Source organism: Methylomonas lenta, assembly GCF_001644015.1.
In the GTDB taxonomy this organism is placed as follows: domain Bacteria; phylum Pseudomonadota; class Gammaproteobacteria; order Methylococcales; family Methylomonadaceae; genus Methylomonas; species Methylomonas lenta.
The window spans coordinates 39,668-62,306 of record NZ_LUUI01000091.1 but is presented as its reverse complement, the minus strand read 5'-3'; the positions used below and the strand labels follow the sequence as shown (position 1 = coordinate 62,306).

Annotated in this window: 22 protein-coding genes; 6 read left to right on the top strand and 16 right to left on the bottom strand. The window is 47.6% G+C overall.

The window, feature by feature from the left end; genetic code table 11:
• Positions 1-17: 17 nt before the first annotated feature.
• The 4 genes from A1359_RS07640 to A1359_RS07625 all read right to left on the bottom strand — a co-directional run bounded on the left by A1359_RS07640 (position 18) and on the right by A1359_RS07625 (position 5,384).
• On the bottom strand, positions 18-284 hold the full coding sequence (locus A1359_RS07640; RefSeq protein WP_066980458.1) for an RNA recognition motif domain-containing protein: 267 nt from the start codon (positions 282-284) through the stop codon (positions 18-20).
• 210 nt (positions 285-494) lie between these two features.
• Complete coding sequence (locus A1359_RS07635) at positions 495-3,566, bottom strand: efflux RND transporter permease subunit (RefSeq protein ID WP_066980455.1); 3,072 nt, start codon at positions 3,564-3,566, stop codon at positions 495-497.
• Positions 3,563-4,663 carry an efflux RND transporter periplasmic adaptor subunit gene (locus A1359_RS07630; protein WP_066980451.1) on the bottom strand — a complete coding sequence of 367 codons (1,101 nt, stop codon included), beginning with the start codon at positions 4,661-4,663 and terminating at the stop codon, positions 3,563-3,565. The genes A1359_RS07635 and A1359_RS07630 overlap by 4 nt, the downstream gene beginning before the upstream one ends.
• A 46-nt stretch (positions 4,664-4,709) precedes the next feature.
• Positions 4,710-5,384, bottom strand: a complete 675-nt coding sequence (locus A1359_RS07625; protein ID WP_066980448.1) for a CerR family C-terminal domain-containing protein — start codon at positions 5,382-5,384, stop codon at positions 4,710-4,712.
• Between the two features lie 329 nt (positions 5,385-5,713).
• On the opposite strand from A1359_RS07625, the gene A1359_RS07620 reads away from it, so the two are divergent.
• Positions 5,714-6,292 (top strand): chorismate--pyruvate lyase family protein, encoded by a 579-nt coding sequence (locus tag A1359_RS07620; RefSeq protein WP_083960550.1) that lies wholly within the window; start codon positions 5,714-5,716, stop codon positions 6,290-6,292.
• Here the strand turns inward: A1359_RS07620 and A1359_RS07615 are convergent.
• Positions 6,276-6,938, bottom strand: a complete 663-nt coding sequence (locus A1359_RS07615; RefSeq protein WP_066980442.1) for a zf-TFIIB domain-containing protein — start codon at positions 6,936-6,938, stop codon at positions 6,276-6,278. The two genes, A1359_RS07620 and A1359_RS07615, sit on opposite strands and share 17 nt — an antisense overlap.
• A 2-nt stretch (positions 6,939-6,940) precedes the next feature.
• Positions 6,941-7,951, bottom strand: a complete 1,011-nt coding sequence (locus A1359_RS07610; RefSeq protein ID WP_066980439.1) for an SPFH domain-containing protein — start codon at positions 7,949-7,951, stop codon at positions 6,941-6,943.
• Positions 7,952-8,033: 82 nt separating this feature from the next.
• Between A1359_RS07610 and A1359_RS07605 the strand changes: the two genes are divergently transcribed.
• Positions 8,034-8,567, top strand: a complete 534-nt coding sequence (locus A1359_RS07605; protein ID WP_066980436.1) for a gamma carbonic anhydrase family protein — start codon at positions 8,034-8,036, stop codon at positions 8,565-8,567.
• Positions 8,568-8,813: 246 nt separating this feature from the next.
• Here A1359_RS07605 and A1359_RS07600 read toward each other — a convergent pair whose 3' ends face one another.
• Both A1359_RS07600 and A1359_RS22310 read right to left on the bottom strand, forming a co-directional pair.
• On the bottom strand, positions 8,814-10,361 hold the full coding sequence (locus A1359_RS07600; RefSeq protein ID WP_232322154.1) for an undecaprenyl-phosphate glucose phosphotransferase: 1,548 nt from the start codon (positions 10,359-10,361) through the stop codon (positions 8,814-8,816).
• Positions 10,362-10,647: 286 nt separating this feature from the next.
• A complete protein-coding gene (locus A1359_RS22310; protein ID WP_157200499.1) occupies positions 10,648-10,860 on the bottom strand; it encodes a hypothetical protein in 213 nt (70 codons plus the stop codon).
• Between the two features lie 217 nt (positions 10,861-11,077).
• On the opposite strand from A1359_RS22310, the gene A1359_RS07595 reads away from it, so the two are divergent.
• Positions 11,078-12,055: a hypothetical protein gene (locus tag A1359_RS07595; protein ID WP_066980433.1), complete on the top strand. Its 978-nt coding sequence runs from the start codon at positions 11,078-11,080 to the stop codon at positions 12,053-12,055.
• 341 nt (positions 12,056-12,396) lie between these two features.
• On the opposite strand, the gene A1359_RS07590 is transcribed toward A1359_RS07595, so the two are convergent.
• A complete protein-coding gene (locus tag A1359_RS07590) occupies positions 12,397-13,875 on the bottom strand; it encodes a RimK family protein (RefSeq protein ID WP_066980505.1) in 1,479 nt (492 codons plus the stop codon).
• A 112-nt stretch (positions 13,876-13,987) separates the two neighbouring features.
• On the opposite strand from A1359_RS07590, the gene A1359_RS07585 reads away from it, so the two are divergent.
• Positions 13,988-15,085, top strand: a complete 1,098-nt coding sequence (locus A1359_RS07585; RefSeq protein ID WP_066980430.1) for a DUF2817 domain-containing protein — start codon at positions 13,988-13,990, stop codon at positions 15,083-15,085.
• Complete coding sequence (locus A1359_RS07580; protein WP_066980427.1) at positions 15,082-16,227, top strand: GNAT family N-acetyltransferase/peptidase C39 family protein; 1,146 nt, start codon at positions 15,082-15,084, stop codon at positions 16,225-16,227. Before A1359_RS07585 ends, A1359_RS07580 begins: the two co-directional genes overlap by 4 nt.
• Here A1359_RS07580 and A1359_RS07575 read toward each other — a convergent pair.
• The 4 genes from A1359_RS07575 to A1359_RS07560 form a co-directional block, all read right to left on the bottom strand.
• Positions 16,184-16,693, bottom strand: a complete 510-nt coding sequence (locus A1359_RS07575; RefSeq protein ID WP_066980424.1) for a hypothetical protein — start codon at positions 16,691-16,693, stop codon at positions 16,184-16,186. The two genes, A1359_RS07580 and A1359_RS07575, sit on opposite strands and share 44 nt — an antisense overlap.
• 265 nt (positions 16,694-16,958) lie before the next feature.
• Entirely contained in the window at positions 16,959-17,363 is a 405-nt protein-coding gene (locus tag A1359_RS07570; protein WP_066980422.1) for a hypothetical protein, read from the bottom strand.
• Between the two features lie 280 nt (positions 17,364-17,643).
• Entirely contained in the window at positions 17,644-18,303 is a 660-nt protein-coding gene (locus tag A1359_RS07565; protein ID WP_066980420.1) for a hypothetical protein, read from the bottom strand.
• 148 nt (positions 18,304-18,451) lie between these two features.
• Positions 18,452-19,234 (bottom strand): DUF3313 family protein, encoded by a 783-nt coding sequence (locus tag A1359_RS07560; protein WP_066980417.1) that lies wholly within the window; start codon positions 19,232-19,234, stop codon positions 18,452-18,454.
• A gap of 687 nt (positions 19,235-19,921) precedes the next feature.
• Here A1359_RS07560 and A1359_RS07555 point away from each other — a divergent pair.
• The gene (locus A1359_RS07555; protein WP_066980414.1) at positions 19,922-20,779 is read left to right on the top strand and encodes a hypothetical protein; all 858 of its coding nucleotides are present in this window, start codon (positions 19,922-19,924) and stop codon (positions 20,777-20,779) included.
• A 74-nt stretch (positions 20,780-20,853) separates the two neighbouring features.
• Here the strand turns inward: A1359_RS07555 and A1359_RS07550 are convergent, their stop codons facing one another.
• From A1359_RS07550 to fdhD, 3 genes are all read right to left on the bottom strand, one after another.
• Positions 20,854-21,279: a DUF3010 family protein gene (locus A1359_RS07550; protein ID WP_066980412.1), complete on the bottom strand. Its 426-nt coding sequence runs from the start codon at positions 21,277-21,279 to the stop codon at positions 20,854-20,856.
• A gap of 297 nt (positions 21,280-21,576) precedes the next feature.
• Positions 21,577-21,789, bottom strand: a complete 213-nt coding sequence (locus A1359_RS07545; protein WP_066980409.1) for a formate dehydrogenase subunit delta — start codon at positions 21,787-21,789, stop codon at positions 21,577-21,579.
• A gap of 1 nt (position 21,790) precedes the next feature.
• Positions 21,791-22,627, bottom strand: a complete 837-nt coding sequence (gene fdhD / locus A1359_RS07540) for a formate dehydrogenase accessory sulfurtransferase FdhD (RefSeq protein ID WP_066980406.1) — start codon at positions 22,625-22,627, stop codon at positions 21,791-21,793.
• Positions 22,628-22,639: the final 12 nt, after the last annotated feature.

Below are 22,639 nucleotides of genomic sequence, written 5' to 3'. Positions count from 1 at the left end.
CGCATACTGTCAAACAATCAACGCCGACCGCGCTTACCTTTTGGCACGCCTTTGTCGACATCAACATAAATGGTCTTACCTAGAAAATCACGTCCATTTAAGGCGGCAATAGCCGCGCGAGCTTCATGTCCTTCCATATCAATCATGGCGAAGCCACGCATTTGACCGGTAAAGAAATCCTGATTGACTTTCATATTAAAGACTTTACCGTGGGCGGCAAACAAATCATGTAAGCCCGATTCGGTAGCGGTGGGCGGTAAACCTCGTACAACAAGCGTCAGCATAATGAAACTCCAATCAGTTAAAAACTTGGATATTGGGCACGACAATTCGTTAAACCACTCAAATTGAAAGCAAAAACCTAAGACATAAAAACATAACTTAAGAAAAAGTGCCGATAGCAATAACCATTTGAACAACACTATACTAGATATTTTACTATTTTAATAGTTAAAGCCTTGCCCACTGACATTTAGAACTGGAAAACAGATCACTCAGGTGGGAGGCCAAACTTTTGCAATCTGTACTCTGATATCGTCCAAATAACTAAACGCAACCGGAATGACCAATAGACTGAGTAGCGTAGACGTGACCAAGCCTCCGATAACAGCAATGGCCATTGGACTGCGGAATGAAGTATCCGCGATACTCGTGCCCATGGCGATAGGCAGCATGCCGGCGCCCATGGCGATGGTGGTCATAAGTATCGGACGCGCTCGCTTGTGACAAGCATCGATTAGCGCATCAAATCGGCTCATGTCATGCTCGCGTCTGGCAACTATGGCGTATTCAACCAGCAGAATTGAGTTTTTGGTGGCGATGCCCATCAACATGATCAGACCAATCAACGAGGGCATGGAAAAACTTTTTCCAGCCAACAATAAACCAACAAACGCACCGCCAAACGACAGCGGCAAAGCCAGTAAAATGGTAATGGGTTGTAGAAAATCCTTGAATAGCAGTATCAGGACAATATAGATGCAGAGTACGCCAATCATCATGGCTAGTCCGAAACTGGCAAATAGCTCATTCATCATTTCAGCATCCCCAATATTGACCTGCCTGACCCCAGCCGGAAGATTTTGAATGCTGGGCAAATTTTGCACAGCGCTGGCGACATCCCCTAGCGGCAGGCTGGCAAGTTCAATTTCGAAATTGACGTTTCGCGAGCGATCGTAACGGTCGATTACCGCTGGTCCGCTGGACAACTCCAAGGTTGCCACCTGCCCTACCATTACAGAACCCGCACCGGCTTTGCTAGAAGGAACAGCTAAACGCTCCAGCACAGACATATCCTGCCTTCCTGTCTCAGCCAGCTTGACCATGATGGGTACTTGGCGCTTTGCCAGATTGAACTTTGGCAAAGCCATGTCATAATCGCCAATAGTGGCAATACGCAACGTTTCTGCAATGGCTGCCGAGGTGACACCCAGATCAGCGGCACGCTCGAAATTCGGTTTTACAGCAATTTCAGGTCTTACCAAGGCTGCGCTGGAGGCAATATTGCCCAGCCCAACAATAGTTCGTAAATCTTTCTCAACGGCGCGCGCGGCAGTGATTAAACTTTGCGGATCATCACCACTAAGTACCAGCACATACTTTTCACCAGATGCCCCCATGCCAACTTTTGTCCGCACACCCGGCAATGCTTTGAGCGCTTCCCTGATTTTGTGTTCGATAATCTGTTTGCGTTCCGTGCGTTCCTGGCGGTTTGTCAGTAGCACGGTCAGACTGGCTTTGCGGACTTCACCACTACCTGCAGGTGGCGCTAAAGGATCGGTACCAACCGAGCCGTCACCAATGGTGGTATAGATGTTGTTGACATAAGGTAAGCTTGCAATCAATTGTCGCGCGGTTTCTGCGGCCGCATAGGTTTGCGCTAACGTAGAGCCCGGTGGTAATTCTACAATTACTTGACTTTGGGAGTTGTCATCCGGCGGTATAAAGCCTTTGGGTAACAGCGGGATGAGTGCTATCGAACCGATAAAAAAAGCCACAGCGGCACAGATAGTCAGGAAGCGATGCTTAAGACACAAGGCAGCAAAACTTAAGTAATAGCGCATGATAAAGCCGTCTTTCTCTGCAACTTTCGGCGTACTTCTCAGCATATACGCGGCCATCATCGGGGTAAGCATACGGGCGACGACTAACGACGCAAAAACGGCTAATGCGGCTGTCCAGCCGAATTGTTTAAAAAAGCGTCCCGCTATACCGCTCATAAATGCAGTCGGTAAAAAAACCGCAATCAGGGTAAATGTGGTGGCCACCACTGCCAGACCAATTTCATCTGCCGCTTCCATGGCCGCTTGATAAGGTGTTTTACCCATGTGCAAATGACGGACGATGTTTTCTACTTCCACAATCGCATCATCAACCAATATGCCTACCACCAAAGATAGCGCCAGCAAAGTAACCACATTGATTGAAAAGCCTAAATAATCCATCCCCATAAAGGCTGGAATGACAGATAAAGGTAGCGCGACTGCCGAGATAAAAGTCGCGCGCCATTCTTTCAGAAACAGCCACACCACAAATACCGCCAGCAAAGCACCTTCATACAGCAACATCATGGAACCTTGATACTCTTCGGCTACGGGAAGCACAAAATTAAAGGCTTCGGTAAATCCAATATCGGGATGGCTAAGTTTTAATTCAGCCAGTATTTTTTGTACTTCATCCCCCACTTCCACCTCACTGGCGCCCCGACTGCGTGTGACTTCAAAACCCACTACCGGCTTGCCATTCAGCAGCGCTAGAGTACGGGACTCCGCCACACTGTCAGTGACTGTTGCCACTTGTTCAAGACGGATACGACGACCATCGGCAAGCGATATTGCCAGTGGGCGTAATTCTTCAACAGACTTAACATTGGCCAAGGTGCGTAATGGTTGTTCTCCACCCCCCAAATCTGCCCGGCCGCCGGAGCTCTCTTGTTGCACTTCGCGTAATTGGCGGGAAATGTCGGCGGCTGTTGCACCCAAGGATTGCAGCTTGATGGGGTCCAATGCAATGGTAACTTCTCGAGTCACTCCGCCCACTCGCTTTACACTCCCCACACCCGGTACAGTCAGTAATTTTTTCGTGACACTATCATCGACAAACCAGGATAAAGCCTCATCATCCCGTTTACTGGAAGCTACAGTAAATGCCAAGATGGGTGATCCGGCGACATCCAGCTTTGTGACAATCGGGTCGCGCAAATCGCCTGGCAAATCGGCACGTACTTTTGCCACCGCTGAACGCACATCGTCAAGTGCCTCCTGCACAGGCTTTTCCAATCGAAATTCGGCTGTGATAGTGACGCTGCCGTCCTGGATTTTAGTCGTGATGTGCTTGAGCCCTTGCAAAGTAGCCAGCGAGTTTTCAATTTTGCGGGCTACATCGGTTTCCAATTGCGAAGGTGACGCGCCGGGTAAGCTACTCACTATGCTGACAGTGGGCAGCTCCAAGTCAGGAAAATTTTGAATTTTCATACTTTTAAAACTAATCACGCCACCCAACGTCAGCATAACGAACAGCATCATAGAAGGAATCGGGTTACGTATACTCCAGGCGGAAACATTCATGGCTGTACCACTTTGACAACATCCCCATCCGCTAAAAATGCAGCACCACTTGCCACTAACTTATCATCCAGACTGAGACCGGCAATTACTTCAAAGCGATCGCCAGTTCTACGGCCCAACTGCACTTTGACTTGCGTAACCGAGGCTTGGTCGCCTGTTTGAGGCCCTAAACGAAAAACATAGCTAAAACCCTCGCGCAACGACAATGCGCTTTGTGGGATCGTCAATGCGACGCTAGTCCCCAAGAAGAATTCGCCCTGAGCAAACATCCCCGAACGCAGACCTTTTTCTGTGGCATCCGGCAAATCAACATAAACCAAACCATTGCGGCTTTGAGCGTCCAGAGTGGGAGCCAGAAAACGGACAGTACCTTCCACAACTGCGACATTAGGTACTTCTACCCTCACCTTAAGGCCAGGCCGAAGTTGCGCCATTTCAGACGCTGTCATTTCCGCCCGCCATTCCAGTCGCTGTTGACGTATCAGTCTAAATAACTCCTGTCCCGGCGTCGCTACCGCGCCAAGGGTGGCGGTGCGTGATGAAATAATGCCATTGTCGCTTGCCAGCACTCGGGTATGTTTTTGCCTAAGCAATTGACTATGCAATTGTGCTTTTGCTGACGCTACTCTGGCAGCAGCTGTCTTCTCACGGGTGAAGTATTGGGTGATTTGCTGAGCACTAAAGGCACTGGAACCGGCTGCTTGTCTGGCTCGGTCGGCATTCAGCCTAGCCTCGGATAAATTTGCTTCGGCTTCTGCCAATAACGCTTTGTTTTGCGCAACATCCGCCAACACGCTTTCGTCAGTAAAGACTGCCAGAACCTGGCCTTTGCGGACTGTTTCACCGACATCAACCCTAATCTCTTGCAAACGCAAATCGCTAACTTCCGCACCTATGATGGCTTCTTGCCAGGCCGCCACGGAACCGTTGGCCGTTAAGCTTGAAACAATGTCTAGTGTTTCCGGCCGAATCACAGTAACACTCAGCGCCGCTCGAACCAAAGGTTGATCAACAGTGGAAGATTCATCACAAAAAGCGGTGGAAACATCAAAACTTATCATGAGCATTAAATAGATAATCCATTTAATTTTGTGCATGCTGTTCCTCCAGCGATATTTTGCGAGTATTCGATATTGCAAATAACTATTCAATAGCCCCATGACACCCTCCTAGTGTTCGACGTTTGGCTTCAGCTTCAATCATGGCTACCGAATACGCTGCCAGACTATTAGCCAAGGCATCAAGCGCTTTAGGCGTTTCCACTATTTGGGGCGTAATGGCTTTAACAACGTCATAACCGACATAGAAATGCACACCCATGCCGATGATGGCAAAAGCCAAGCGATGCAACTCGTTATCGATACGAATAAGGCCCAGATGCTGTTTCAGCATGCCAACCATCGCTGTATGTTGCGGCTTGATTTCGGCGTCAATTTCCTGCAGCCATGCGCCGGTGGGTTCAAGCATTTCACGAAAATGCAGCTTCATAACCAGACGTAATTCCTCGCCCTTGCTTAAGGGTTCAAGAAACTCTTTGAAAAATAACACCAGGGCTTCTTGTAATGGCAGGTTGGCATAGACTTCGATGCTAAAGTGACAAGGTTTATCGCCCATGGGCTCGGTAAATGCGGCCCGATATAAGCCTGCCTTATCACCAAAATAATAGCGAATGGCTGAGATGTACGCGTTGGCCTGCTCGCAGATTTCGCGGGTTGTGGCACCTTCAAAACCTTTCTCTGCAAATACATGTAATGCAGCCAAAACGAGTTTGCTACGCGCGTCCGTTAGTCCTGTATCCTTATCCATAACTTTTGTCATGCCTGTAATTAAAATTCAATCAATCGATTGATTATGATTGTGTCAATCAATTATTTGATTGTCAATTACAGCTCGTAAAATCGATTGTTGATGCAATTCTGCCGCTAATGCGAGATGGGGAGTTTTTACTGCAGGCTAAAAATAGTCCTAAATGCCATTGCTGGCATTTATCGTGGTGAACTAGACCAGTATTGGAAAAAAAAATTTTCCAGGACAATAGAATTCATAGTTTACTGGCCCCGTTGTAATCAGTTTATAAAAATTAGCCAAACAATCGGTACAATAGCTTTAGTTTTTTGCCACCACAGCCAACCTAGCTAGTAACCCCTTTGTCCAGCATTAGCCATTTATTTATCCGCCCACCGCTTTGGAAGACGCAATTGCGGGGTTCTGATTTGCAACCACCTCAGACATTAAGCCCCTGGCTAAACGAAACGGGGTCTCTTACCAAGCGCTTGCGTAGCGTATACGGCAAAAATCTGGCTGTGCAATTGTTATTTCATCAATGGAAACCAGCGTTTGCTGAAGAATGTCAACGACTGAAAATACCGCATCACCGCTATCAATTGATCCGCGAAGTGCTGCTGCATATTGAGGGCACGCCACTGGTGCTGGCCCGCACAGTATTGCCGGAACAAACAATACGCATCGCGCATCGCAATTTATCGCATTTGGGAACACGACCTTTGGGAGAGGTGATTTTTGCTTATCCTGATCTGGAGTTACGCCAGCGCTATTTCAGCCAAGCTGCGCCAGGCTGTTGGTCATCTGCGGTACAAGATCAGTTTCAAATTAAACAGACCGTCTGGGGGCGTCGCACGCTATACGCCATTCATAACCAACCGCTGTTAGTCAGCGAATTTTTTCTACCGGCCATGTTAGAACTCCAGACTACTCAAACACTTTAAATATCAGACTGGCGACGGTTTCCAACAAATCGCTTTCTGCACTAGGTTTACCGTAGTTTTGCATCAGCATGTCGATTTCTGCTCGCGATTCGGATGGCCTACGCTTTTTTTGCTGAAGTTCCGCCTTGTTTTTCTGATCCAGGATTTGCCCACCTGCTCGCTTCCACTCCAATAAATGGCTAATTTCACCCCCATCCAGCCAAACGCCATGCGCTCTACACTGATCGATCACTACCCCGCTACGATGGCCGAATACCACGCGATTCATCATGTTCAAACATTCCGGGCATTCGAGATATTTCACCGGCTTATCTTTTTGATAGCGATCTTTGTTGATATTGCCCAGCAATTCCTGATTGATGGAAAATACCGGTGAAACGGCTGTTTCCAATAAAGTTTCGACTTCACCAGGATCGAAAAACAAACCAAAACAGGATACACAGCGCTCGATTTGCAACGGCGGCTGCATGTCTAAGGCGATAGTTTGTAGGTTTACATTACATTCCGGACAGATCCGAGTCGATTCGCGGGTAACAACCCGATAATCGTGTTTGCCGCGCAAATCCACATCATTTCGTACCCCGCAATAATGACAATATTGGGTATTGGGTGCTAACGGTGCCGAACAACTATTACAACTCGCCATGGTTAAAATCTGGACAGCAATTCTTGTTTTTTGGCGCTGTATTCGGCTTCCGAAATCAGCTGCGCTTCAAACAACAGCTTGAGCTGCTTGAGCTTACCAGTAATGTCATCAATGGCTGGATTCGCATTGTGGGTCATGTCACTCATACCTTGCGCCATGTTTTGTCCAAGCGCCACCCCGGCGCCAAGCCCCATACCGGCACCCGCCGCCCCGCTTTCGTTACGAGCCGCTTCGCGCATGGCATCCAGTTGTTGCACTTTGGCGTAATCCAGCCCCACCGTTTGGGCTGCATGAGCTTCGGCCGTTAAATCGGCAATCCGATTGATGCGGCGCAAGGTATCATCGTCAAAATCCGTACCTTCGATTCTAAAATCGCTGATGCTAAAACCCAGTTTGCGGAACACGATTGCCAGTTTGATGGAAATCCCGCGAGCAATTTCCTCCCGATTCGCATCAATATCCGCATAGCTGTAGCTACATTCGGCCAGATAGTCGCTGATAGGCTGAATCACACGCGCCGAGATTATTTTTCGAAATTCGTCTATACCAATTTGATTATGACTACCAACGATATTCACGAAAAAGGCATTGGCATCCGCTATCTGATAACTGTAATTACCATAAGCTTTCAAACCAATCGGAAACTGATATTTTGGGTCTTGATATTTGATTAGCGAGGTAGTGCCCCACTTTTGATCAAGGATTTTGGTTTTTCTATAAAAATAAATCCCCACCTTGTGCTCACTGACAAAAAACTGCATGAATTTTTTGATAGTGGTCCAAAACGGCACGTTGTCAGTTTGCAGATTAATCAAAGATTGCTCTTCGATAATCGCCTTAACCTGGCCTTCATAAACAAAAATGCAGCCCTGCCCCGGCCCCACGATCAGCTTGGAAGCGTTTTTAATCTCATCGCCATTTTCGCTCCATTGCATAAACAATACGTCGGCCGGCGGGTTTTGCCATTCAATAACCGAGCGCAGTTGGCGTTTAATGCCATCCATAATTGCCATGATAACCTCATAAATTTGTGGAGAACCGCAACGCAATTGCGTAACATCTACCCAGCAATTATGGCAAAAAACAGGAGTTTTTGTGGCAATTAGAAGCTTTAAAGATAAACACCCCCATATCGGTATCAATGTGTATATCGATCCCACCGCCGTCGTCATAGGCGATGTCAGTCTCGGTGACGATGTTTCGATTTGGCCCACTAGCGTAATCCGTGGCGATGTGGAGGCCATCCAAATCGGCGCTGGTACGAATGTACAAGATGGCTCGGTTCTGCATGTCTCACATGCCGGGGATTATTCAGAAACCGGGCATAAGCTGACTATCGGCAAAGGCGTCACCATAGGCCACCGGGCTGTAGTGCATGGTTGTAGCATAGGCAATTACTGCCTAGTTGGCATCGGTGCCATTATCATGGACGCTGCAGTGCTGGAGGACTATGTGATGCTAGCAGCCGGGGCTTTAGTGCCGCCTGGTAAAACCTTACAAAGTGGGTATCTGTATGTCGGTGCGCCTGCCAAGCCTATCCGTGCTTTAACTGAATCAGAAAAAGCGTTTTTAGAATATTCCTATCAACATTACATCCGGCTGAAAGATAATTATTTGGCTGGCGAGTAGCCACTAAGGATGAGTGACCAATGACCTCCCGAAACACGGGAAAATAAGTCAGCTTGGCACTGCCATTAAAATGCCAATATTTGGACTACAAACCTAGGTTTGTACACCAAATATAATAGGTTGCTGCTTAAGGCCCATGAATCTTGAAAAATCATTCATCCAATATTTTTTTAGATAAATAATTGCCCAGGATTTCATCACATTAAATGTGGCCCTCCTTTTTTAATGAGGGCCAAGAGGCGTTAGTTAATATGCGTTGGGATCACGAAATACCTGAAAGATAGTCAAAAAGATAACCTTAAGGTCCATTAAGAGGCTCCAATTCTGAATATAGCGCAAATCATAAGTCACTCGGCTCTCCATCTTCTCCAGGGTATCGGTTTCCCCACGACAGCCATTGACTTGCGCCAAACCCGTTATGCCAGGCTTAACCTTATGCCTCAGCATGTATTGAGATATTTCCTTGCGATATAATTCGTTATGCGCAACAGCATGTGGTCTGGGTCCGACGATAGACATACGACCCTGTATAACATTAAAAAACTGCGGCAGCTCATCAAGCGAGTATTTGCGCAAAAATGCGCCATAAGGCTTAATTCTGGCATCGTTACGGGTAGCTTGCGTCACCTTAGCACCGTTCTCGCATACCGTCATGGTGCGAAACTTCCAAACATTGATGGGCGTACCATCCACGCCGTAGCGTTTTTGCCGAAAGAGTATCGGGCCCGCTGAGCTGATTTTTACCCCGATGGCAATAAACAGCATGGGTAGTGCGATAAGGCACAGAATCAGACTGGATAGTAAAATGTCCTCAGCCCGCTTCAACATGCTATCTAGCGGCTCTTGATCAAACGGTGAGCCATAAACACTGAAGCATGGAATACCCTGCAGCATCACGCAACGCGAACTGACCAGATTAAAGGCAAACAGGTCAGGCACATAAAACACTGTGGCGGTGGTATCGCCCAGCTTATCCAATATCTCGCGAACCCGATTTTCAGCTGCCATCGGCAGCGTGACAAAAATAGTCTCTACCGCGCCAGACCGGGCATCTTCATAAAGCCTTTCCAGCCCCCCTTTCAATTGATCTTCAGCGCCTATCATTCGTCGCCCTGGTTGCGGCTTGCGATCATCATAAAAACCAGCAAACTTATAGCCTAATGCTGGCATAGCGGTAAAGGTGTCCAATAAGCGATGACCTAACGAGTTAGCGCCCACGATGCCCACCGACAAGGTGTGCCGGTCGGCCGGTCGGGCGATGCGAACCAGATAATGATACGACGCATGAAATGTAGTCAGAAAAACCAGATTCGAAATCGACCAAATGCCAATAGCCAGCCTGGATGTATCGACAACGGCACGGGTAAAAAAAGATAACAATATGATGGTCAACAGAGTCAGCAGCCACGATCCAATAATACGAAACAGCTGATTAGATAGTGGCGCGCCACGCCAGTTGTTATAAACCTCGTTGTATTCGGCGAAAAACTGAAACACCAGTAGACCACTAAACCCATAGCTCAGATATAGATCATTCCAATCATATTCACCCGGCCAGTTCTGCTTTAACACAAATATGGTCAACCACAGAGACATCAAGACAATACAACTGTCGATTACCCGAACAAACGCTTGCTGTTTGGCCAAATGCGGCCGCACGAAAGTGGCGGACGCAGAGTTTGATGGCGCCACGGTATTTTGTGCCAGCACGGGTTTGTTCTGAGCAGGTGAACTCGTAATATAAGAGCGGCTATTGTTACGATTTAGCGTATTGGGACTTAGATGGTCAAACACTCAGTAGGCCTAGATTGATTAATGCTCGCAAGCATGATGCGTGGGTAGCTTGAGCCCAGCCAGAATAAAACATGGCAAATGACACAGCGCTTCATATAGACATATCAGCAAAAACCATACCACCATTAGAATAGCGTTAAACCGGCCGTTTAGCCCCACAAACCGATTCAGAATAAGGCATATCACACACCCTTATGTGTGAAATGCCTTATTTACAAGCACCTAAACCCCAGACCTACCCACAGGTACAATTGACAATACGCCAGTCTGATTTGCTTGAATTCCCCTAGTCTTTTAGCCGTCCAGCATCAGCACGCACTGAATAGAACTCGACTAAACCAGCAAGACACACGGTCTTAAGTTGCGACAAATCAAGCGAATACGGCAAATCACCGAAATAGACGATAGAAATTAAGGCATATGCCACAAAAATGCCGACAGGCTTTAACGCTAGACACCCCATAAAAGCCTGGCAGCCGCTTAACACAAAGGTTGGCACGCTACCTGCTTACGATAAAAGCAGGCCGAATCAAGTATGCGGTCAGGACCCCTAAGAGTCAAAGCCACACCCGTCGCGAGGCGGGGCCGGAAAGTGCGAGATCTTGCCTCAAGAGCGTTGCACCACCTCTTAGGACATGCAAACGGAAAGCCCTAATACCCTAAGAAACAGGCATACGGCTGCTCCACTTCATTATTTAAACTTTTGAGGCATATAAATGAAAAAAACTCAACTTTCTAAAGCCATTGCTTTCGCACTGACAGGCGCAGCCTTGTCTTTCGGCGCAGTATCTACTGCATCAGCGGCATCAACCACTATGTACAACCTGTCCAGTACCGGCGGATTTAGTTCGGCTGGCACAATTAACCCAACCCTGGGCGGCGTTTGGAAGGCTTCCTATTATGGCAATACCGACGGCTGGACCAATGGCGACAGCCCTTTCACCAACATCGGTGGCGCTGCGGTAAAATCATGGGCGGGCACCGCGAGCGCAACCACGGCAGCTTTTGGCTATACCGGCTCCCATTTGAACTGGGGTGCTGAATTTACCGGCGGCCTGAGCAATACTGCCACCATCTCTACGTTCGACGCGTTCAATAAATACGGCAAATACGCTGATATCGACACCGCCAAAGGTGCCTGGAGTGATAACGCGCTTGATGGCGCATCCGGCTGGCGTCATGATCTGGAGTTGGGCCTATTCAAAACCGATACTGCTGGCACCGTTACCCTGAACGTAACCGGCCTCCTGCAATCCGGCACCGACTTTGGCTTTACCATCTTCAAAGGCATGGACACGGTAACTGATTATAACCACCATGGGGCATGGAATGCGGATAATAACGTGAGCGGAATTGATGCCGACAAATCTAATCCCTATTCTATAGAAGTCGCGCCTGGTATCTACTTTCCGATGACTGGAGCTCTGTCGTCAACAGACATCGTCGCTTATAGCGTTGGCGGTGCAACCCCTAGCAACCTGAACACTATTAGTTTTAATGCCGAAGCCGGCCAAATTTATAGCATCTTTTTAGGTGGCTATAGAAATGGTGACTGGGGCACAACCACTGATGGTTACTCTCTGAGCATTTCACAAGCTTCGCCAGTACCCGTACCAGGCGCAGCTTGGTTGTTCGGTGGCGCGATCGCCAGCTTGATAGGCGCAAACCGTCGTAAACGCGTAGTACCTGCTTAATAGGGTAACTCCTTAGCAGCCGCCGGCATTCCCCGAGAGCCTCAAGGGAATGCCGGCGGATTACACTGCTAAAACCGTTGCTAGCAACGAGCAACTGACGGAATATGTCCGGCATATTGACTACATTCATTTCAACCCCGTCAAACTAAGTCATGTAAAAAATGTCCGCGATTGACCTTATTCCAGCTTTCATGGCTTTGTCGCGTAAAACCGTTATCAATTGGAGTGGGCCGGGGTGGAAAATAATGAAGATCATCGGGATACGCTTAGGGAGTAATCGCACTGACGCCCCCTGCCCCGGATTTCGCAGGCTGCATTCGGGCTACATGTTGAGCGCGAACTCATGCTTGCAGTCCTTTACTGCGGTTATCCATGCGCCTGAGGAATTCGCTGATAATTACCCGATACAATTCGTCGCCCAAATATTGGTCCTCTACGCCGCTATCGATACTGGGGTTATCATTAACCTCAATCACATAGCCTTTGCCGTTAATTTCCTTGACATCCACCCCATACAGCCCATTGCCTATGGGTTGCGTCGCCTTCAGTGCTGCATCCAGCACGGCTTTAGGCACCTCAAAGGTCGGCAGGGTAGCAAAGCTGCCACTATCGGTACGACTGGCGCCATGACGGTAGATTTGCCAGTGATTTTTCACCATAAAGTAGCGACAGGCATATAAGGCTTTGTTGTTGAAAATGCCAATGCGCCAGTCGAAGTCGGTGTACAGAAATTCCTGCGCCAGCAGTAGCGCCGATTGCTCAAACAGCTCTGCCACCTTATCGTTCAATTCCTGGCGGTTATTGACTTTGGCAATGCCGCGGGAAAACGAGCCATCCGGGATTTTGATCACCACTGGATAACCTGCCGTTGCTTCCAATTTATCCAGATGTGCAGCATTACCTTTATGCAGTATCCAGGTTTTGGGCGTCGGTACTTTATGAGTACGAAACAAATCGGCTAAATAGACTTTGTTGGCGCAGCGCAGAATGGATGTGGGATCGTCGATCACCATCAAACCTTCGGCTTCGGCTTTTTTGGCGAAACGATAGGTATGATGGTCGATAGCGGTGGTTTCTCGGATAAACAAACCGTCAAATTCGGGGATGCGGCCATAATGTTTTTGGGTAATCAATTCGACGTCGATACCCATTTGCCTGCCGACATTGATGAACTTTTTCAATGCGCCGCGATTGCTGGGCGGTAGTTTTTCCAAAGGATTAATCAACACGGCCAGATCATAACGCGCCGCTTTACGGGCACGGCTTTTACGCCAGACTTTTTTACTAAATTTATCCAGCGCTTCAGCAAACAAGGTTTGCATAGCATCATCCAGGCTACGCGGCGAGACGGCATTAAGATCGGTGATTTCCCATTGCTGATTAAAATGTAAGGTGATTTCCAGCACTGGACAGGGGAAGCGTTCGAATAAGCGCCGCGCCAATTCCTGAAAATCTGCCTCAGACGTATTGCCAAAATAGCTAAACAACTTAAATTGAGCTTGCTGAGCTTGCTTTTTAAAGGCGCGAGCCAATGACTGGCTAAAGTCTTCAAGTTGCAGACGATACAAAGCGTTTTTTCCGAGATCGTTAATAACCTTGACCGAGGGAATTACATGATGATCGCGCGCCTCAGCCAGTAAGGAGCAGTAATAGCCATCCGACAGATAGGCATAGTCACCACATAGATTTATTACCCGAACGCGTTGATCTTGATGCAGGTGCTCTGAGGCAAGATACTGCTCAAAACTGATAACTTGTTCGCTGGGGTAATAAGGATTCCAGTCGGCAAGATTGTCAACGACCAAAAGCGTATTTGCCATGGCAAAGCGTGTCCAAAAAATTGAATAAGTGTTAATTCTGAAACCAGACAGATTTTTAAACAAGGTGTACCATTGAAAAAAATGTTACTACGCAATTTTTAGGTCCGCCGGCATGACAATTCGCTTTATTGATAGCCATCTCTACACCGGTATTTTTCCGGTCGGTTATGCGGCTGCGCGGCAACAATGGCTAAAACAGGTTGCCGGGCTAAACAGCCAAAAGCAGCAACTGTCTTTTGGCTGCACAGGCTCAGGCCCTGACAGCGAAGATTTGGCAACCGATACTGTCTGGATAGGTCCTGAAAATGCCGAGCGGCTGGTGGTAGTGATTGCCGGCACCCACGGAGTGGAAGGCTTTGCCGGTAGTGCGATTCAAATCGATTTGCTACGTTTATTGATCAAGGGAGTTGCTACACTGCCCGAGAACACTGCCCTACTCTTGCTACATGCTTTAACACCCTGGGGTTATGCCTGGTCCCGGCGCTGTGACGCTGATGGGGTTGACTTGAATCGTAATGTGGTGGATTTTTCTAAAGCCTTGCCAGAAACCCCGGATTACCAGCTGATACGCCAAGCTCTGTTTGAGCAGGATACCGGGCAACGTCAACAGCTTTTATCAGCCTTTGCCGATCAATATGGCCGCATAGCCTTGGAAAAAGCCATCAGCGGCGGCCAATATCTCGATCCTGAGGGACCGTTTTATGGCGGCAAGCAAGCCGCCCATGGCCGTTTAGTTTGTGAAGAATTGATCCTACACTATGAGTTAAAACAGCGGAGGCTGGCCGTCATCGATTTACATACGGGTTTGGGGTCTTATGGTTATGGCGAGATTATCTGTGACCACACACCCGAAAGTGCCGGTTCTGCGATTGCCCGGCAGTGGTATGGTGATTCCGTGACATTGCCATTGGCCGGCACCTCCAGCTCCGTTCCTAAGCTTGGGTTGCTGGATTACTTGTGGCACGCGGTCATGCACGATGACGGCTGCTATATCACGCTTGAGTTCGGTAGCTACAGTACCGATCAATTATTCAACATTCTGTTACGTGATCATCAGCTTTGGGCACAAACCGATAACGATGCCGCCCGCACAGCGCACAGCGCAATCATGCGCCAACATTTTTGTCCGAACGATCCGGCTTGGCGAGAAATGGTGCTATTTCGCGGTCGACAGGTGATAGGTCAGGCTTTAAATGGGGTGTCGTCTTGACTAGCTCGATACGCCCAGCAAGATTGACTGATTTGGATGAGCTGGTGGCTCTGGAAAATGCTAGCTTTGATACCGATAGACTCAGTCGTCGCAGCTTTCGCCATTGGTTAACCACTCAACATCGGGCCTTACTGGTGGCGGAAACCCAGCAACATATTTGTGGTTACATCCTCATTATCTATCACCCTGGCACCCGTTTAGCACGCGTCTATTCGCTGGCAATATCCCCACAGCAGCGCGGCCATGGCATTGCCAAAGCCTTAATGCTGGCCGGCGAACAGGCCGCTCGCGACGATGGCCGTTTGTATTTACGCCTGGAAGTGAGTGTTGATAATACGCCGGCAATCGGTCTCTACCAGGCGCTGGGTTTCCAAATGTTCGGCTTTTACCGTGATTATTATGAAGATCATAAAGACGCCTTACGCTATCAAAAACGCATTCGCCGTTATCACGATACCCCCCAGCATCGTTCTGTGCACTGGTTACGGCAAACCACGCCTTTTACCTGTGGACCTACGGCCTTAATGATGGCCATGCATGCGCTGGATAAAAATTATCTGCCGTCGCGAGAAGAGGAAATCAATCTTTGGCGGGAAGCCACCACTATTTTCATGACCTCCGGCCATGGCGGCTGTCACCCGATAGGCTTGGCGTTGGCGGCTAAACGGCGCAAGTTTAGCGTGGAAGTATGGATCAATCAGACCGGGCCGCTGTTTATCGATAGTGTGCGTAATGACGACAAGAAACAAGTCATCGAACTGGTGGATACCTGCTTCAAACGCGAAGCGTATGAACAAGCCGTGGAGATACACTACAGCAACATCACTCAGAACGATTTGATTACCGGCTTCGAAGCCGGCGCCATTCCGTTAATATTAATCAGCACCTTTGCGCTGGATGGTAAAAAAGCCCCACATTGGGTAGTGATGAGTGGCTTCGACAACGACTGTCTCTATATGCATGACTCCGACCCGGAAGAAAGCCGACAAAGCGAATTAGATTGCCAGTTTATTCCGATTGCCCGCGAAGATTTCGATCGCATGTCCTGTTTCGGCAAAAACAGACTACGCACAGCGGTGATAATTCGGTCGGAAAGTATCAAAGGCTTTTATGACGATGCTTCTCCCAATAGTAAACCATAACCCATAGACTCAAGGAAACCAGTAACACGACCCATATATACTCTTCAACATAGGCTGCAATAATTGCTGTACAACCAACCAGAATACCCAGCAGACTAATGCGCCAGCCCAAGTTTCGGCCATCAAGAAATAACGATAAACCAAGAATAAGCTCGATAATAAGCCCGGTACTTTCATAGTTTAATCGCCCTGTACTCAGCAATATGTAAACACCTAATACCGTTATCAAGGTCGCGCCCCAATGGATAAGTTCACGGATAACCAGATGAATGATATTGCCTTGATAGTCTTTCCTGGTCCAGCCCAGACCGATACCGGCAATAGCCAATAGCACAATCATGACCACCCAATAACGGTGACTTTCAACTGGCGAAAAATCCGTAATCCCCATGCCAATCAGCGACAGGGCAAATACTAGACAAAGAATACCTTCTTGGATAAAGCGTTTGTTTTTTAAAAATGTCATAGAGCAAGCCTGTAAATTAATAATATTGTCAAATTTTATACTCGCACCCAGCCTAAAATCCGCCGTATTTTATTTGGCTTCATTCGCCGGTTTTAACAAAACTCCCCTGATTGGCAAGGGGAGCTTTGCAATGGCTTGGCTTGATTATTTCACTTTTACTATAGCGGGTGAAAACCAAGCGCCTTTGCGCCTTAGAGTGTCAAGATACTGCCGCTCTCGGCTCACTTGACTTGAACCTCACACGTGGCACGCGGGTTCTCACAGGTTAATTTTGTATAACCTGATTATTCCCAGCGAAGGCGTTACAGTTATCCTGATCGCGGCACATCGTTTCAAAAACTGCACTTTTTCCGCAACCTCTGACGCCAATAGTGTATTCAGTCCATTCATAACCACCACCGCCTCCCATACCCACACCAAGGCCATTAATGTAAGTTACCTTTTTTGAAAGTACCGTACCGCTCGCCTGTGGACAGTTTAATTCGAACCGGCCTCTGGACAGCGCAGTATTCAAGGCCGCAGGCTCATTTTGGGCGAGAAACTGCGCCTCGGTCGCGCAGCCGCTGAGAATCAGGGGTATCACCAGCACAGCCAAGCCAACTCGGAGAGAGCGACCAAATCGTGTTGGCGCTTGACTGGTTAAACCAAGGTTTCTTTTTGATATTTTCATAGCTTCATTCTCCATATGTTGATAAAAAAACCACCCTTTTCGACATTCGTCAGCAGGTGGCGATTACTCACTACCTTAGAACTGTACTCTTCCAAACCCAATGCAAGCTAACAAAGCGCCGATTAAAACGGGTTTTTCATTCCCGCGCATGCCGGAACCCAGAAAAATAAAGACCTGGATACTCGCTTCAGCCTTCCTCAAGTAACCAAGCTTTTGCCAATAGATAGAATGAGGAGTACGTTATAAAGTATTTAAAAATCGTCCAGCGTGAGCAATTAAATCAATTTAAGCTAGGTTTGCTAACTTCAATCGAAATTGCTCGCGTCAGACGTGCCACCACCGAGTCTCCTATTTTAACTTCGTTGAGGCGTTGCACTTCAGGCCCGGCTATCACGTCGACGAAATTGCCCTCAGGACCTTGCAACGTCACTTCCCGAGTCTGATAATTAATGCCAACTACGGCCGCTTTCACTTCAATTGCGTCAACAGCTGCAAATCCCGGTTTGCCACCCACAGGTGCGCGACCAGCTTCCGTTACCCGCTCTGCTGCAGGTTCTTCATTGCCAGTCACGAAGAGCTCAACCGTTTCCAATAATGAGGTCTTGACTTCGTCGCCGACGTGAATCTGGGCAAAATTACGCACTTCAGGCCCGCATTTAATCTTGTTCATTTTACCGTCTGCAGTTTGCAAGGTAACCACACGATTTTTTTTGTCTATGGCTTTCACTGTTGCGGTGATAACCAGCATCTCACCTTCAATCCCGCCAGGTCTGTCTTGCGCCTGGGTTGCGGGTGCTTGATCCTGCGCAGCCATAGTCGGAGATTTTGCATCCAAGGCACGCACTGAGTCTTTGCTTTCTGAACTGGCGCATCCCGATAGTAGCGAGACGTTAACCAGTAATGTAGCGCCGAAGGTCAGCCAATGTCTTTTGTCTTTCATGAGTTTTCCTTGTTTTATGTTGGAATTTTTAGTTTTTAAATCGTTTAATCAAATCGTTCACAAGCTCCGGCGCCGGAATTCACTTGGCAACGCTTGTGAATTTCGTGGCACCGGAACGATGTAATAATAGTTAAAACAGACAGACTTACTAGAATGGATTTAAGCTAAATGCTGTTGGAGCGCTAACCACTTCGCCAGGTTGGCGATTGGCAACTTCAACAAACTCCTTTGCCCACATATCAATAATTTGCTTGGCGGGCCCATACCAAGTCAAACGCGTTAAATCCAGTGGATCAACATCTTGCATATTACGATCGGCAAAGGTTGCAACAATTTCATTGGTGCGGAGGTCGCGTATACGCCCTTCAAAAGCCGCTGTTCTTTTATTGATAACAGCTGCGGCAGTGCCACCACCCATTTCTAACCAGCCTGCTGCATGCAACATTGGCATAGATGGATCAACTTCAATTAACGCTAACTCTAGCTGTAAAACACCTTGTGTTTGCTGGGCAGGAAAATCAAGCACATTAAAGCGTTGATTAGGATCGTTTTGAAAATCGGTGATGACTTGGTTTTGAAAATAGACCGCTAAATCTTGTATGTCTTGTTTGACATTCGATAAAAAATTAACTGAACTTAATTTATGTAACCAATCCATTTTCAACATATAGTCAGTATTGACTGGGGCAACCACTAAATTGGAATAGGCCTTAAAGTCGAAATCTTGCTTAATCCAGACTTTTTGAAAAGGCAAATAAGCTACCTTTGCTTCCCTTTGCGCATCAGGTGTAAAAGCAGTATCCGGGGCTGGCGCCAAGATTTCTGCTTTTGCGTCATTGCTGGCGCTATTAATGCTGGAGCAACCTATCTGGGTTGAAGCCAGCGCACAGACTAACAGTGCGTTAATTGTAAAATATTTTGTTGTTTTCATTAATTGTGTAGAGTAAAAATTGATTTAAAACCATGAGTAGATATGCGATTGGGCGGCTACTCGGTTAGCGCTGTATTTTCCAGATCATGCCCTCCCCTTAAACTCAAGTTTAGACATCCAGTTGTCAAACGCCAGGGCTGTCGGCTTATCATGATCACTCATTTTAAAATTACTCAAAAATCACATCTATAAATCGACAGCACGGCGCAGAGGTTCATGTATTTGCATCCGTTGCATAGCCATTGTGCCTCAAAAAACCAGTCATTCCTACATCAGCGTCTCAATTATTTATCCCTTTGGATTTCCCCTAAGACTAGCATACAGTCTCGCGCTTCTGCTTGATTTTAGACTGGGCTATGCCGGCGATAGGTTCGATATATTGTTGTCGACTTTGGAAAACCCATTTATCAGATAAATCGAACACAACGACAACCCTACTCTAGCGTTAGCTCAAGCAGTTTTGTATTTGGTACAATTGGCGAGATACGATCATCAACCACACTTTAGGTTTTACGATATTTATGGCCTGTACTCTCTGGTGAGTCATGGTCTTGTAAACTTGTTAATGGAATGAAGCCTGAGTTGCTCAAGCTTTCAGAAATCACTGACCGCAATAAAAACTCTGCCGATTCGAGAACTGATTTTGGCTTTGCCTTAAAAAATAATGAAAAACAAGGAAACAATTAAATGTTAGATCCCCATAAAACTAACACTATAACTATAAAACGGATATTGCTCTGTTTAAGCAGTTTAATTCTGGCAAATGGGTTTGCTTATATCCCCTCAGCACAAGCAGAGGCAACGGAAAATCATTCTGCGGATAACGACAATGATCTAGCGCTTAAATTACAAAACCCGGTTGCGAATTTGATTAGTGTACCGATTCAAAACAACTGGGATTTTGGTGCCGGCTCGACGAATGCCATGCGCTATACCGTTAACGTGCAACCCGTTATACCGTTTTCAATCAATGATGATTGGAATCTGATAACACGTACCATCATGCCCATCAGCCATTTTGAACCCTCTGTGGCAGGCGGAAATGATGTCAACGGTTTAGGTGACATTACGCAAAGTTTTTTCCTATCACCCAAAGCGCCTGTCGGAGGCTGGATCATGGGTGCAGGACCCGCATTTCTTTATCCAAGCGCTTCCGACAATGCACTCGGTTCCCAAAAATGGGGCGCCGGACCCACAGCCGTGCTTCTAAAGCAAGAGGATGGCTGGACTTATGGTGCGCTTGCCAATCACATTTGGTCATTCGCGGGTTCAACATCCCGCACGGATGTAAGCTCCACATTTTTGCAGCCTTTTGTCGCGTACACCACCAAGATGCACACCACGCTGGGCTTAAACACAGAATCCACTTACAACTGGGAAAGCAATCAATGGAATGTGCCTTTGAACCTACAACTCAGCCAAGTGCTAAAGCTGGGTAGTCAACCCGTACAGTTCACTCTAGGCGGACGCTATTATGCTGATAAGCCGGCAGGAGGCGCAGATTGGGGTTTGCGCTTTGTCGTAACACTGATATTTCCGAAGTAAAGGCTGGCAACTTTGTCAGGTTTTAGGGCGGATAAGCAAAGCGCCATATCCGCCGATCAAACCTTATATGCAATCTACTTCAACCTATGGGCCGCATAGGCTACTGTAAATGCAGCTTCTTGGAATACCTTTAATCCCGTTTCTGCAAATATGATGGGTAACGGATGTTCCGAAAGCCCAGACTTAATTTGGGTTGACGAAAGCACAACCACATCTATATCCGCTATGAGTTGAATGGCTGATTCTAGCTTAAAGCTGATTGCGCCACCGGCGAATTTTCCCTTAGGCATACGCTCTTTTATGGCGACCTTATCGACCCTGTAATCGCTGACCAGTTTGGCAAAGGCAAATTGAAACTGCTGAAGATCTTCACGTGTGTGATCTTTTGGCAACGTCAGTTTGCGCACTCTACAATCCGGTATTTCAAACTGTTGATCTTCTAAATGAAGTAAACACACAACGGCATCGTTGCCCGTCAATTCAACACCACAAATTCTCATTTATATTCCTTGAGCAAGATATTTTGGTCGTTTATTCTGCCCGCACATGCAAAGCAGAACCGAACGATATTAAAGTTGTACTGGCATAGCTTTCAAACCACGCGGATTCTGATGTGCATCAAGACAATCATCACTTGAGGCGAAAAGTAGGGTTCCGATAGGAGCCGAGTAGCTCCGATTAACGATCGCGTAATCGGAGGAATGTTGCTGCAAAACTTGCGTAGGATTATGGGTTTAGGGGCTATAGCCATACCGCCAAACCAAACTGTTTAAGTTTGGCGGAAAACAGTGGGTGAATTATTTTGCGAGTTTTTTGACCGCTTCGGCGACGATGTCCATTAAATCCGTACCGCCTTTTTCGATATATTCAACAATCTCTTTGCGCATCCGTGGTTCCCAGAAATTTCTGATGTGCTGCTCTATACCAGCAATCGCCAGTGTCCTGTCGGGTTCGGATTTGAAGAAAGAGCCGATGTCGTTGGCCATTTTGATTAAATTGCTTTTGTCCATGTTAGGCGACCGATACTTGTATGTGTTGTAAACGATGAGGGTGAGTGTAGATGACGTGATTGTCGTTGCGGGCAAATCCAACCAGGGTTAGACCGCATTCATCCGCTAATTTTATAGCCAACCCGGTCGGAGCCGAGATGGCGGCTAGCAAAGTAATGCCAACACTGGCCGCTTTTTGCACCATTTCATAGCTGGCTCGACTGGTGACCAACAGCCAGCCGGCATTAAAGTCGCAATTGGCTTTGGCTAATGAGCCTATCAATTTGTCCAGTGCATTATGCCGGCCGACGTCTTCGCGCACAGCAATGATACCGCGTTCAGGATGAAGCCAGGCAGCTGCATGTACGGCCCCCGTCATTAGGTTAAGGCTTTGCTTACCGGGCATTTCCTGCAAGGCCGCGCATAAAACCTCAGCATCCAAAGGTAAACCGGCACCTACCGGTTTTGGAGGGCGAATGGCTTGTTCCAATGTCGTAGCGCCGCATAAGCCGCAGCCGGTACGGCCCGTCATATTGCGGCCTTTGCCATGCATGCTTTCGCAGCGTTGCTCAGGAATTGTCATACGCACTTCAACGCCTTTAGAGCGCTGCACTACTCTAATGGCTTGCAGCTCTGCTTGATGCTGGATGATGCCTTCGGTCAAACTAAAACCCAAGGCAAAATCTTCCAGATTTAAAGGTGTAGTCAGCATCACAACATGTGGCATGGTGTTGTAGACCAACACCACAGGCACTTCCTCGGCGACAGAGTCTTCTTTCTGCTGATGGGTTGGGCCGCGCCAGACATCGAATGTGCCTTTTCGATAACTGCTCCAGCCCAACTCACTAATGGCATCCATAGTCAGATCTAC

Bases quoted from the DNA above. Each gene is read 5' to 3' on its own strand.
- A1359_RS07640 (WP_066980458.1), bottom strand. From the start codon at position 284: ATGCTGACGCTTGTTGTACGAGGTTTACCGCCCACCGCTACCGAATCG.
- A1359_RS07635 (WP_066980455.1), bottom strand. From the start codon at position 3,566: ATGAATGTTTCCGCCTGGAGTATACGTAACCCGATTCCTTCTATGATG.
- A1359_RS07630 (WP_066980451.1), bottom strand. From the start codon at position 4,663: ATGCACAAAATTAAATGGATTATCTATTTAATGCTCATGATAAGTTTT.
- A1359_RS07625 (WP_066980448.1), bottom strand. From the start codon at position 5,384: ATGACAAAAGTTATGGATAAGGATACAGGACTAACGGACGCGCGTAGC.
- A1359_RS07615 (WP_066980442.1), bottom strand. From the start codon at position 6,938: ATGGCGAGTTGTAATAGTTGTTCGGCACCGTTAGCACCCAATACCCAA.
- A1359_RS07610 (WP_066980439.1), bottom strand. From the start codon at position 7,951: ATGGCAATTATGGATGGCATTAAACGCCAACTGCGCTCGGTTATTGAA.
- A1359_RS07595 (WP_066980433.1), top strand. From the start codon at position 11,078: ATGAAAAAAACTCAACTTTCTAAAGCCATTGCTTTCGCACTGACAGGC.
- A1359_RS07590 (WP_066980505.1), bottom strand. From the start codon at position 13,875: ATGGCAAATACGCTTTTGGTCGTTGACAATCTTGCCGACTGGAATCCT.
- A1359_RS07585 (WP_066980430.1), top strand. From the start codon at position 13,988: ATGACAATTCGCTTTATTGATAGCCATCTCTACACCGGTATTTTTCCG.
- A1359_RS07575 (WP_066980424.1), bottom strand. From the start codon at position 16,693: ATGACATTTTTAAAAAACAAACGCTTTATCCAAGAAGGTATTCTTTGT.
- A1359_RS07570 (WP_066980422.1), bottom strand. From the start codon at position 17,363: ATGAAAATATCAAAAAGAAACCTTGGTTTAACCAGTCAAGCGCCAACA.
- A1359_RS07565 (WP_066980420.1), bottom strand. From the start codon at position 18,303: ATGAAAGACAAAAGACATTGGCTGACCTTCGGCGCTACATTACTGGTT.
- A1359_RS07560 (WP_066980417.1), bottom strand. From the start codon at position 19,234: ATGAAAACAACAAAATATTTTACAATTAACGCACTGTTAGTCTGTGCG.
- A1359_RS07555 (WP_066980414.1), top strand. From the start codon at position 19,922: ATGTTAGATCCCCATAAAACTAACACTATAACTATAAAACGGATATTG.
- A1359_RS07550 (WP_066980412.1), bottom strand. From the start codon at position 21,279: ATGAGAATTTGTGGTGTTGAATTGACGGGCAACGATGCCGTTGTGTGT.
- A1359_RS07545 (WP_066980409.1), bottom strand. From the start codon at position 21,789: ATGGACAAAAGCAATTTAATCAAAATGGCCAACGACATCGGCTCTTTC.
- fdhD (WP_066980406.1), bottom strand. From the start codon at position 22,627: ATGGATGCCATTAGTGAGTTGGGCTGGAGCAGTTATCGAAAAGGCACA.